The 12,261-nt window shown below is 72.3% G+C and carries 7 protein-coding genes and 2 pseudogenes; 5 read left to right on the forward strand and 4 right to left on the reverse strand.

The window, feature by feature from the left end:
• Nucleotides 1–406: 406 nt before the first annotated feature.
• Nucleotides 407–3,412, reverse strand: coding sequence for an ABC transporter substrate-binding protein (locus ACQEVC_RS11850; protein WP_432876239.1), 3,006 nt, complete (start codon nt 3,410–3,412; stop codon nt 407–409).
• Nucleotides 3,413–3,507: 95 nt separating this feature from the next.
• Nucleotides 3,508–3,661: pseudogene (locus ACQEVC_RS11855) on the reverse strand (IS5/IS1182 family transposase); the annotation flags it as partial.
• Nucleotides 3,662–3,867: 206 nt separating this feature from the next.
• On the opposite strand from ACQEVC_RS11855, the gene ACQEVC_RS11860 reads away from it, so the two are divergent.
• From ACQEVC_RS11860 to ACQEVC_RS11870, 3 genes are all read left to right on the forward strand, one after another.
• A complete protein-coding gene (locus tag ACQEVC_RS11860) occupies nt 3,868–4,383 on the forward strand; it encodes a DUF2231 domain-containing protein (RefSeq protein WP_432891315.1) in 516 nt (171 codons plus the stop codon).
• A gap of 296 nt (nt 4,384–4,679) precedes the next feature.
• The gene (locus tag ACQEVC_RS11865) at nt 4,680–5,255 is read left to right on the forward strand and encodes an Hsp20/alpha crystallin family protein (protein ID WP_432876241.1); all 576 of its coding nucleotides are present in this window, start codon (nt 4,680–4,682) and stop codon (nt 5,253–5,255) included.
• Between the two features lie 15 nt (nt 5,256–5,270).
• Complete coding sequence (locus tag ACQEVC_RS11870) at nt 5,271–6,374, forward strand: glycosyltransferase family 9 protein (protein WP_432876243.1); 1,104 nt, start codon at nt 5,271–5,273, stop codon at nt 6,372–6,374.
• On the opposite strand, the gene ACQEVC_RS11875 is transcribed toward ACQEVC_RS11870, so the two are convergent.
• Both ACQEVC_RS11875 and rfaE2 read right to left on the reverse strand, forming a co-directional pair.
• Nucleotides 6,316–7,266: a glycosyltransferase family 2 protein gene (locus tag ACQEVC_RS11875; protein ID WP_432891318.1), complete on the reverse strand. Its 951-nt coding sequence runs from the start codon at nt 7,264–7,266 to the stop codon at nt 6,316–6,318. The genes ACQEVC_RS11870 and ACQEVC_RS11875 overlap by 59 nt on opposite strands.
• A gap of 299 nt (nt 7,267–7,565) precedes the next feature.
• Nucleotides 7,566–9,575, reverse strand: a pseudogene (rfaE2, locus tag ACQEVC_RS11880) (D-glycero-beta-D-manno-heptose 1-phosphate adenylyltransferase); the annotation flags it as partial.
• A 172-nt stretch (nt 9,576–9,747) separates the two neighbouring features.
• On the opposite strand from rfaE2, the gene ACQEVC_RS11885 reads away from it, so the two are divergent.
• Nucleotides 9,748–10,296: a type 1 glutamine amidotransferase domain-containing protein gene (locus tag ACQEVC_RS11885; protein ID WP_346257116.1), complete on the forward strand. Its 549-nt coding sequence runs from the start codon at nt 9,748–9,750 to the stop codon at nt 10,294–10,296.
• A 289-nt stretch (nt 10,297–10,585) separates the two neighbouring features.
• A complete protein-coding gene (locus ACQEVC_RS11890; protein WP_432876245.1) occupies nt 10,586–12,214 on the forward strand; it encodes an MDR family MFS transporter in 1,629 nt (542 codons plus the stop codon).
• The last annotated feature ends 47 nt before the right edge of the window (nt 12,215–12,261 follow it).

A 12,261-nucleotide genomic window follows, 5' to 3' on the forward strand; every position in this document is an offset into this window, starting at 1 on the left:
TGACCAGCAGAAATGCCAGTCGGGGCTTCATGTTTGTCTATGTGGTTTTGAATCGGCCCCCGAACCCCCCAAAAACGCCTGTGGGCGATCAGGTTCGACATGTCCGCTGGTGCGGCGCTGCTGTCCGGGTAGGGGTTCGGCGGCTCGACGCGGCCCGTGACCTCGGCGTTCAGGGTCGGTGGCCGCCTGACTTGGGCCAAGCTGTTCATGTATGTGAGAACTGTCCGGGACGAGGGTGGGCTTGACGATGTAGCGCTCCTTGACGATCTCCTTGGTCCCGTGGTCGAGCTGGGCGGCGGCGCGGTCGGCGTCGGCCTCCTATCGGCGAGGGGGCGACGGTCTTGCCGAACGTGTGCGGAGTCACCTATTCGGGACCGGTGTCGGCGCGGGCGTCAGTCGCTGGTTGTCACTTGGCCGTGACGGAGAGCGTGTTGAACCGTTCGTCTCTCAGCGGGCTGACGACCAGACCCGTAACGTCCTTGGTCACCACGATCGCCTGCGGTGCGTGCCAGATCGGCACGGCCGGCAGCCACTTGCTGGCGATGTCCCGGTTGACCTGCTCCCAGGCCGTCTTCTTCGCGGCCTCGTCAACGGTCCCGTCGGCCTTGGTGATGGCGCCGAACATGTCGGTCATCGCCTGGTCGCCGAACTCGGCACTGTCCCGACCGAAGAACGTCCCGACGAAGTGACCCGGGTCGCTGTATTCACCAATCCAGCCGAGGAGGTGCAGGTCCTGCTTGCCGGACTCCCGCACGTCCTGCAGAAAGTAGTGCCACGGCCGTGGGACACCGTTGACCTTGACGCCAACGGCCCGCAGGTCGTTCGCGAGAGCGGTGAAGGACTCCCGCGGGTTGGGCATGTACCCCCGGGAGACGTCCGTCGGGTAGTAGAAGTTGAGGGTCAGCCCCTCGGCGCCGGCCTCCTTGAGTAGCTGCTTGGCTCTGTCCGGGTCGTACTCGTACTTCTGCGCGTCCGGCGCGTGGCCGAGCACGGTGTCCGGCATGAACTGACTGGCCACCGTGGAGCCGGCGGGGGCCAGGGTTCGCACCATCTGCTCGCGGTCGAGCGCGTACGCGATCGCCTGCCGTACCCGCAGGTCCTGCAGCTTCGGGTTGTTCCTCTGGTTGATACCGAGGTAGAGGATGTTGAAGGCCGGGCGGTTGAGCACCTGGAAGCCCTCGATGGCCAGCGCCTCGCGGTCCGCCATGGCCGGGAAGTCGATGCCATGTACGGTGCCGGCTCGCAGTTCTTGCTCACGGGTGCTCTCGTCCTCGATGACTCTGATGATTACCTTTTCGACCTTGGCCTTGTCGCCCCAGTAGTCCGGGTTGCGGTTCAGCGTGATCTCGTTCTTGGCCTTGTCCCAGCCACCGAAGGCGAACGGGCCGGTGCCGACCGGGTTCGCGGTGGCGAACTGGCTGGGCCGGTAACTGAGGCGGTCGTCGTCCTCTACCGGGTCGGCGGCGTACTTCTTCAGCGCCGCCGGGCTGGCGATGGAGAACGCGGGGAGCGCGAAGGCACCCGGGAAGGCGCCCCTGTACCTGTTGAGGATGAGGACCGCGGTGGCATCGTCCTTGGCCGCGCAGCTCTTGTAGACCGGGTCGCCTACGTCCGTGACCTCGTTCTTCGCGAACCCGTCGAAGACGTCCTTGTAGTGGAACATCCGGTCCTGGGCGCTGGGGCTCTTCATGTTGTACCAGCGCTCGAAATTGAAGCAGACCGCGGCCGCGTTGAAGGGCGTACCGTCGTGGAACTTCACGCCCTTACGCAGCTTGAACGTCCAGACCTTGCCGTCGGCGTCGTGCTCCCAGCTCTCGGCCAGGCCGCCGGTCAGCTCCGCCGTACCCGGCTTGTGGGTGACCAGGGTTTCGTACATCTGCCGGATGGGTCGGAGCGACTCCTCGTTGAAGTTGAAGATCGGGTCGAAGTCATCCGGCTCAGCAGCACCGGCGAAGATGAAGGTGCCGCGCGGTTGATCGCCGGATGAGTCCGGCCCGGTTGGCAGGAAGCGCCATAACCCGGTGGTGGCGATGATGGCCAGTACCAGGGCAACGGTGCCGCCGATGGTGGCCCTGTCGCGGCGGGTTCGGGGCGGCCAGCGTGGCCAGCGGACCGGGGTGGCGTCGAGGCTGCCGCGCTCCGCTGTCGCATCGCCAGGGGTGGTATCGATTGCTGTTGGCTGGTCGATGTGGTGGGCATCGGCGCCGGCGGTGGTCGAGGTGTCGGCTGGGGGTGCTGGGTTCGTCGGGGTCGGTGTGGCGGGTGTCGGGACCGGCTCGGTGGGTGTCGGTGCCGCTGCTGCTGGCGGGGTGGGTTTGGTTGGCGGGTGGGTGCTGGTGGTGGTTGGGGTGTGGAGGGCGCCTTCGGCGACGACGAGTTCGGGGTGGTCGAGGGCGGTGGGGGCGATGCGGAGGGTGCGGTGCAGTAGGGAGGCGGTGAGGGGTACCCGGGAGGAGCCGCCGACGAGGAAGATGCCGGCGATGTGTTGTCTGGGTAGGCCGGTGTCGCGCAGCAGTGTGGCGGTGAGGTCGACGGTGCGGTCGAGGTGGGGGCGGGCCGCTGTTTCGAATTCGTCGCGGGTCACGTGGACGACGGTGTCGACCAGCGGGATGTGCAGGTCGGCGGTGGTGTGTCGGGACAGTTGTTCCTTGGCGGTACGGGCGTCGCGCCACAACTGTTGGTGGGCGCGTTGGTCGGTGGGGGTTCGCGGCCACTCCAGCCGTCCCCAGGCATCACCGGCGGCGGTGGTCAGTGAGCGGGCGTGGGTGACGATGGCGGCGTCGAGGTCCAGGCCGCCGACGTCGTCCAGCCCGGCGGTGGCGACCACCTCCAGCCCGCCTGCGGTGCGGCGGACGATGCTGACGTCGCAGGTGCCGGCACCGAGGTCGTAGACGACGAGGCAGCGGCCGACGGGCAGGTCGCGGCCGAGGACGTGGGCGAAGTACGCGGCTGCGGCGACCGGTTCGGCGACGAAGGAGCAGTCGCCGAGTTGTGCCCGGTCAGCGGAGGCGGCCAGGATGCCGAGCCGGGTATGGCTCCACCCGGCGGGGTGGGTGAGCACCACCGCGTCCGGTGGCCGGCCGGCGACCCGGCGTGCCTCGACGCTGATTCGGGTCAGCACGGCGGCGATCGCGTCGGTGACCGTGACTTCCCGTTCGGCGAGCCAGATGACGTGGTCGTCGATCCGCCGTTTCGGGTTGGCCTCGAAGCCCGCGGGGTGGGCCGACGCGGCCCGTTCGGCGTCCGTCCCGGTGAGCAGCGGCCCGGTACCGGGGCCGGCGTACACCCCGGACGACAGCAGCGGCGACGCGTCGAACAGCAACGGCCTCGCCCGTCCGTCCGGACCCGCGAGCATCGCCACCGTCGACGAGGTACCGAAATCGACCCCGAGCCGATACCCACCCAGTGTCACCCGATCACCCTAGAGGGCGCCGCCAAATCATGGTGCGCCTCAGCGCGGCGACCTCGCGCCGCTGGCGTTCACCCGAATACGGACAGGCGCGCCTTGACGGCCTGCTGCCGCCGTGACAGTCGTGGCCGGTGCCGGTGGTGGCGTTTGAACGGCGTCTTGATGCTGCCGTCGGCGCACTGATAGCCCTTGCCGAGCAAACGTGAGGACATCACTGCTGGTCAACACGTCGATCAGGCCGTGGGTCGCCGCCTGGCGGGCGCTGGCCCGGCACCCGAGGGCCCGCCAGTACCACCATTCAGCCCCGAAATAGCGGAACAGCTCGGTACGGAGGGTTTGCGGGCGGACAATTCGGGTACGGCGTCAGCAGCGTGCGGACGTGTCGACCTACGCATGACGAGTGTGTGGGTACGACGGCTGCGGCGCCGGCATCCGCATGAGCCTGGGAGGCGACGATGATGGAGAGCCGACTCAAGGTGCTCGGGCACCCGGTCCATCCGATGCTGGTGATGTTCCCGATCGCCCTCTTCGTGTCCGCCACGATCTTCGACATCATCGACGTGGCCGGCGGCCCGGCGTTCCTCGGCGAGCTGGCCTACTGGAACATCCTGGTCGGCCTGATCGGCGGGGTACTGGCGGTGATGGCCGGCGCGGTGGACCTGCTGGCCGTACCGGCCGGGACCCGGGCCAAGCGGGTGGGGGTGGCGCACGCCTCGACCAACATCGCCGTGCTGCTGCTCTTCGCCGCCGTCTGGGCGGTGCGGCTGGCCGCCGATACCCGGGCGGCCGGCGGTGCCCTGGTCGCGATCGAGGTGGTGGCGGTGGCCGGTGCCGGGCTCGGTGCCTGGCTCGGCGGCGAGCTGGTGGACCGGCTCGGCGTCGGGGTGGACCCGGAGGCCGACCTGAACGCGTCGAGTTCGCTGCGTCCCAAGACGACCGCTGCGGCGTCCGCGGACCGACCCGAGAAGCGGTGAGTGGCGGCGACGACCGCGACCACCGGCCGATCCGCGTGGTGTCGGTCCGGATCGCCAACCGGTCAGGAGCCAGGACCCCGGCCAGGAACCAGGACTACGTGGCGGCGGCCGGCCGCCGCGAGCGCCGCGCCGGCTGTCGCGGCCGGTCGGCGCGACTACGCCCGCCGGGGCGCCGAGTACCGCGGGTCCGGACGCGTTGACCCGGCCCGAGGACGGGTATCCGGGACCGTGTCGCCGGCCGGTGGCGGGCGGTGACTCCGACGAGTGGCGGACACGACGGGAGGGAACACGGCGGCATGGCTGAGCCAGGACGTGGCACCGGAGACCGGGGTTGGGATCCGCTCGGTGAGTTGCAGGCGCTCCGCGCGGAACTCGGCCGGCTGGTCGGCTCCGCGCTGGTCGGCGGCCGGGGCGGGCAGCCGGACGTCGAGCTGAGTCCGAGCGACGACGGCTGGACGGTGGTGGCCCGGCTGCCCGGGGTGGCCCCGGAGGAGGTGGCCCTGGAACTCGACGACCGTGAGCTGTGCATCCGGGCGCGCTCCGAGGCCGAGGTCAACGCCGACCACGGAATGGTCGGCAGCGGATCGCAGGCCCGCGCCTTCGAGCACCGGGTGCACCTGCCGGCGCCGGTCGACCCGGATCGGATCGACGCCGTGATGGACCACGGTCTGCTCACCGTCAGGCTGCCGAAGGCGCCCCGGCCGGGCCGGCGGACCATCACCATCGGCGGCCGGCGCCACGACCCGGGCCAGCGCGCCGGGCGTACCAGCGGAGCCCGCACCCAGCCCGCCGCCGTGGACCCGGCCGCCGACCGGGAACTGCACCGGCCGGACACCGCCGCCGGTACCCCGGGTCCCGGGTTCACGGGCTGAGCGGACCCGTACCAGATGATCGGCAAGGTGCGCGACCTCGTCGGCGACGTCGAGCGGATTGCCGTACTCCGGGCCAACGCGCTCGGCGACTTCATTTTCGCGCTGCCGGCGCTCGACGCGCTGCGGGCCGGCTATCCGGACGCCGAACTCGTGCTGATCGGCGCACCCTGGCACGAGCGCCTGCTCCGGGCCCGGCCCGGCCCGGTCGACCGGGTGATGGTGGTGCCGCCCGCGCACGGGATCCGGGTGGCCGGGCCGGGCGAACCGGCAGCGTCGGCGGAGTCGATGGACCGGTTCCTCGACGCCGCCCGCCGGGAGCGGTTCGACCTCGCGCTCCAGATGCACGGCGGCGGTGCCAACTCCAATCCGCTGGTGGCCGGGCTCGGTGCCCGGGTGACCGCCGGATTGCGCAGCGAGGACGCGCCGCCGCTGGACCGGTGGCTCCGGTACGTCTACTACCAGCCGGAGGTGGTCCGCTACCTGGAGGTCGCCGGCCTGGTCGGCGCCAGCCCGACCGGCCTGGTGCCCCGGCTCGTCGCCACCGAGGCGGACCTGACCGAGGCGCGCACGGTGCTGGGCGAGCCGGTGCACCCCCGGATCGCCCTGCACCCCGGGGCGAGCGATCCGCGTCGCCGCTGGCCGCCGGAGCGTTTCGCCGAGGTCGCCGACCAACTCGTCGACGACGGCTACGAGGTGCTGGTGACCGGTACCCCGGACGAGCGGGACCTCGCCGGGCAGGTGGTGGCGGCGGCCCGCCGGCCGGTCCGCTCGGTGGTCGGCGAACTCTCGCTCGGCGGCCTGATCGGCTGCTACGCCGGCTGCGAGGTGGTGGTGGCCAACGACACCGGTCCGGTGCACGTCGCCGCCGCGCTGGACACCCCGACGGTCGGCATCTTCTGGATCGGCAACGTGATCAACTGTGCGACGCCGCTGCGCGGCCGGCACCGGCCGATCGCCTCGTGGACCCTGAACTGCCCGGTCTGCGGCCGGGACTGTAGCCGGGAGATCTATCCGGCCCGGGGCGGCGGCGGGCCGGCCTGCCCGCACCGGGTCTCCTTCGTCACCGACGTACCGGTGGTGGAGGTGCTGGCGGCGGTGGCCGATCTGACCGGGCGGTGACCTCCCAGGCCTCCATGGTCCGCTCGGTCACCGTGGTCGGCGCCTCCAGGTGGTACGCCCCGCTGGGCAGGACGCCGGCTCCGGCGTACCGGGCCATCACGGCGAGCTGGGCGGCCACGTCCTCGCCCTGGTGCCCGGGGTCGAGCCGGGTCCAGAAGTCGAACCCGCCCGCCGCGCGCAGCCGGAACCGGTCGTAGAGCACGCAGCCGCCGATCCAGGAGACCTTGTACGCCCGCCACTGCCCGGCCCGCAGCCGGCGCGCCTCCGTGACGTGCAGCAGGTTGGCGGCGGAGTGGATCTGTGCCCGGTCCCACTCCGGCGTGCCGGGGCGGAGCCGTTCCGGCTCCGGCGGACCGTCCCACTCGGCGTAGTGCCGGTGCGTCTCCGGCCGTACGTCGTCCAGATAGGAGAGCCCGTGCACCGCGTTGCCGACGAAGCCGCAGCCGAGTTCCCGGATCGCGGTGAGCAGTCGGTCGACGCTGCCGGGTTCGAGCCAGACGTCGTCGTCGAGGAAGAGCACGTACCGGGCCGCCGAGGCGGCCAGCAGGTAGGCGCGGTGCTCGGCCAGGCCCCGCCGGGGCAGCCGGCGGGTGAGCAGCACCGGATGGCCCCGGTGCCGGAGTACCCGCACCATCGCCGCCGCCGCGGGTTCGGCCCAGCCGGGTTCCCCGTCGGACTGGTCGCTGACCACCACCCCGAACCCGTCCGACCCCTCCGGCCCGGCGGGGTCGGGGTCGGCGGCCTGCGTGCCGGCCCCGGCGGGACGCTGGGCGGCCAGCCCGGCCAGGGTGACCGCCAGTTCGGCGGGGCGGTTCCGGGTCGGCACCAGCACGTCCAGCAGACGGGGCGTACGGAAGTCCGCCGCGCTGCCGGGGTCGAGCGGGCGGGTGATCGTCCTCGGTGCCGCGCCAGCCTGGGCGCGATGTGGCCCGGCGCTCACGCCCGGCGGCTCGGCCCGGACGCCGTCCCGCCGGGGTCCGCCGAAGCGGGAACGGCCTCCCTGCTCCCGTCCGGCGAGGCGCCCTGGGCGCCGTCGGGGGCGCCGTCGGGCGACGAGTGGCGCTGGGTGCCGTCGGGCGGCGAGGCGCCTTGGGCGCCGTCGGGCGACGAGTGGCGTTGGGCGCCGTCGGGCAGGCGGCGCCGGTCGGCCTCGTCCCCGGGACGGGCGGCCGCCGCCTGGCGCCGGTCCTCGCCGTGTGAGCGGATCCGGTCGATCACCGCCGAGGTGGACTTGTCGGGTACGTAGCCGAGGGTGCGGACCTGGCCGCCGAGCCGGCGTACCAGGGGTGCCTCCGGGACCATGTCCGGCGGGTAGTCGCCGCCCTTGACGTACACGTCGGGGCGGATTGCCTCGATCAGCGCGCTCGGCGAGTCCTCCTCGAAGACCACCACATGGTCCACACAGGAGAGCGCGGCGAGTACCGCCACCCTGTCCTCCACCGGGTTCACCGGCCGGTCCGTGCCCTTGAGTCGCCGTACGCTGTCGTCGGAGTTGACCGCCACCACCAGCAGGTCGCCGAGATCGCGTGCCTGGTCGAGATAGCGCACGTGCCCCCGGTGCAGTACGTCGAAGCAGCCGTTGGTGAAGACGACGGCCCGCCCCTCGGTCCGGTGCCGCTCGACGAGTTCCACCAGGGCGTCCCGGTCGAGCACGATCCGGGGCGGTTCGTCGCCGGCCGAGCCGAGTGCGGCGAGCAGGTCCTCGCGCAGGCAGACACAGGTGCCGGTGTCCGAGACGGTGGTGGTGGCGGCGAGCTGGGCCAACTGGGCGGCGGTCGGCAGTGGGGCGTTCGCGGCCAGCGCCAGCGTCATCGCGGCCAGGTACGCGTCACCGGCGCCGACCGCGTAACTTGCCGGTACCGGAGTCGCGTGGCTGCGCCGGGACCGCCCGTCGGCCCCGCCCACCACCGCGCCCTCGGCGTCCAGGGTCACCGCCACCACGTCCGCACCGGTGCGTTCCCGCAACTCGGCGAGGCGGGCCTGGGCGACCAGCGCCCGGCTGGCGCCGCCGGCCGCGACCGGACGCCCACCGGCGGCACTCGACGTCTCGTCACCGGCCACCACGATGTCGTCGCCGGAGACCCCGATCTCGTCACTGGTCACCGTGAGGCCGTCCCCGCCGACCGGACCTCCGCCGTCGCCGCTGCCCGGCGGCGTACCCTCCGGCGCGGCGGGGCCGTCGCCGTCCCGGCCGCCTTCCTCGGTGCCACCGGCGGCGACCGCCGGAGCCGGCCGACCGGCGATGCCGGCGCCGGGTCTCCTGAGCGGGCCACCGTCGGCATCCTTGCCGGCGTCCGCCGGAGCCGGCCGACCGGCGATGCCGGCGCCGGGTCCCCTGGCCGGGCCACCGTCGGCATCCTTGCCGGCGTCCGCGCCGTCGCCCCTTCCGCTGTCGGCGTCGCCCTTTCCGCCTGTGGCGTCGGCCTTTCCGCCGGTCGCCACCGTGCTGCCGTCCTCGGCGACGCTGACCCGGGTGCCGGCGACCGCCGAGGCCGGGCTGGCCGGGCCGGCCGAGACCGCCTCGTTGAGCAGCCGGGTCGCCTCGGCGAAGCTCGGGGTCACCACGGTCGGGGCGAGCCCACGCCAGTAGGCCAGGTCGTGCGCGTCCAGGGCGACGGTGGCGAAGGAGTCGCGGTGCCGGACCAGCCAGCTCCGTACCGCCTCGGGTAGCGCACCCAGGCCGTAGTCGCAGACCACCAGGGTCGGTGGCTGGCCGTCCCGGTCCGCCCGCAACTCCTCGGTCGCCCGGGCGAGCGCGTTGAGCATCCGGCGTACGCCCTCGTCGGGCAACGTCTCGTCGGCGTCGCCCTCATCCTCGCGGAGCAGGATCTGGTCGGCGGCGAGCAGTCGACGCTTCACCGGGGTCGGCCGACCGGGCTGGCTGATCGTGCGGTCCCAGACACCGGCCCGGTCCAGGCAGTCGTGCAGTTCGTCACCGGCCACGTCCGCGCCGACCGGGGCGACCAGTGCTGCCCGGCCGCCCAGCGCGGTGAGGTTGACGGCGGTGTTCGCGGCGCCACCGGCTGCGGTCAGCCGACGGCGCAGGGTCAACACCGGCGCCGGCGCCTCCCGGCAGAGCCGGTCCGACTCGGCGAACCGCCATTCGTCCAGCATCGCGTCGCCGACCACCAGTACGCCCCTGCCGAGCCAGCTCTCCACCACCGAGGCCAACCGGCGCTGTTCCGCTGCGTCTGTCGCCATGTGGCGCGGGTCCCCGGTGCCCGGCCGGGCAAACCTGGTCCTGCCGGGCGCCGCGACCCGGCGGTGGCCGTACGGCGGGTTTGGCACCTGGCGTACCGGGAACGTCTTTTTGACGGGATGCGACCGAAAGGTTCTCGCCGCATATCCCCCCGATTCCTGAGAGGAGAAGCGAATGACCGCGACGTTGCAGGGCAAGCGCATCGCGTTCCTGGCCACCGATGGCGTGGAGGAGGTCGAGTACACCCGACCCCGGCAGGCGGTCGAGGCGGCCGGCGGCCGGGCCGAGCTGGTCTCCCTGGAGGGCGGCCGGATCCAGGCCTTCAGCCACCTGGACAAGTCCGGGACGTACGACGTCGACACGACCGTGGCCGAGGCGGACCCGGCGGCCTACGACGGCCTGGTGCTGCCCGGCGGGGTGGCCAACCCGGACGCCCTGCGGGCGAGCCCGGACGCGGTCCGGTTCGTCCGGGCGTTCTTCGACGCCGGCAAGCCGGTCGGGGCGATCTGCCACGCGCCGTGGACGCTGATCGACGCCGACGTGGTGAAGGGGCGCACCGTCACCTCCTGGCCCAGCCTGCGCACCGACCTGTCGAACGCGGGCGCGCACTGGGTCGACGAGGAGTGTCACGTCGACAACGGCCTGGTGACCAGCCGCAAGCCGGACGACCTGCCGGCGTTCTGCGCCAAGCTCGTGGAGGAACTCGCCGAGGGCCGGCACTGATCCTCCGGCACGTGGCTGGAGAGAGGATGCCTCCGGCACGCGGCTGAAAGGCGACTCCTCCGGCGCGGCGGCTGGAACTGCACTCCTCCGCCAGCGTCCAGAGGCGAACGAGAAGACCCGCCCCGCCGGGCCCCGCCGACCGCTCGCCGGACCGGCGGGGCCCCGGCCGGCGTGGCCTGCCGAGGGCGCATGATCGTGATCACAGCGTTCGTGTTCGCCTGGGCCGGGCGGTGGCCCAGGCCGAGACTGGCGGTAGGCATTTTCTGTGCCAACGGGGGGAGAAGGCACTATGACCACCGCTGAGGACGCGCGGCCGGCCCTGACACACCGTCAGATCCTGCTCCTGATGAGCGGTCTGATGACCGGCATGCTGCTCGCCGCACTGGATCAGACCATCGTCGGAACGGCGCTGCCGACCATCGTCGGCGAACTCGGAGGGATCAACCACTACTCGTGGGTGGTCACCGCGTACCTGCTGGCGTCGACCGCCTCGACCCCGCTGTACGGCAAGATGGCCGACCTCTTCGGCCGCCGCCCGGTCTTCCTCTTCGCCATCGGGGCGTTCCTGGTCGGCTCGCTGGCCGCCGGCTTCGCGCAGGACATGACCCAGCTCATCATCACCCGCGGGGTGCAGGGGCTCGGCGCGGGCGGTCTGATGACGCTGGCCTTCACCATCATCTCCGACGTGGTGTCGGCCCGGGACCGTGGCCGTTACCAGGGCCTCTTCGGCGCGGTGTTCGGGCTCTCCTCGGTGGCCGGGCCGCTGGTCGGCGGCTACTTCGCCGAGCACGACTGGCGATGGATCTTCTTCCTGAACGTGCCGCTGGCGGTGATCGCCATCATCGTCTGCTACCACGTGATGCGGCTGGTCCCGTTCCAGCGCCGGCAGCACGCCATCGACTGGCTCGGTGCCGGCCTGCTGGTGGCCGGGGTGAGTTCGCTGCTGCTCGCGCTGAGCTGGGGCGGCAACGAGTACGCCTGGGGCTCCGGGGTCATCATCGGGTTGTTCGTGGCCGGAGCGGTGCTCGGCGTGCTGTTCCTGGTCCAGGAGGCCCGGGTGTCCGAGCCGATCCTGCCGCTCAAGCTGTTCCGCCGGTCCACCTTCGCGCTGGCCAACGCTGCGGGCTTCATCCTCGGTCTGGTGATGTTCGGGTCGATCATCTTCATCCCGCTCTATCTCCAGATCGTCAAGGGCGCGTCGCCGACCGACAGCGGTCTGCTGATGCTGCCGATGATGGCCGGCGTGATCGTCACCTCGGTGCTCTCCGGGCGGGCGATCAGCCAGATCGGCCGGTACAAGTGGTTTCCGGTGGTCGGGGCCGTCGTGCTGGTCACCGGCATGCTGCTCTTCACCCAGTTGCAGGTCGACACCCCGCTCTGGAACGCCTTCCTCTACATGGTGCTCATCGGCGTCGGGCTCGGCCTCTGCATGCAGCCGCTGATCCTCGCCGCGCAGAACGCGGTCGAGATGCGCGACCTCGGCGCCGGTACCTCGGCTGCCACCTTCTTCCGGTCGTTGGGCGGTGCGTTCGGGGTGGCGATCCTCGGTGCGGTGCTCTCCACCGGGCTCTCCGGCAGGCTGGCGGACCGGCTGCCCGGCGCGATCGCCCAGCTCCCGCCCGAGCAGCGGGCGCAGTTCGCCGGCGCCACCACGGAGTTCTCGGTCAACGAGCCGTCCCGGATCCTGGCGCTGCCGGACCCGATCCGGGCCGCCGTGCAGGAGTCGTTCGTCGGCGCGCTGCACACCGTCTTCCTGGTCGCCGGGCTGATCGCCCTGCTGGCGGTGGCGGTCACCCTGGCGATGCCGAACCACGAGCTGCGCGGCGGCCCGCCGGCCGGCTCCGGCGAGGGGCTGGCCCGGGACAGGAAGGGCGACGCGGCCACCGAGATGGAGGCGAACGCCCAGACGCTGATCTGACCCTGAGCGTCCGCGACCTCCTCCGGGTCGAGGAAGCGCGCACCCGC

This window comes from Plantactinospora sp. CA-294935 (assembly GCF_050936445.1).
Lineage (GTDB): Bacteria > Actinomycetota > Actinomycetes > Mycobacteriales > Micromonosporaceae > Plantactinospora.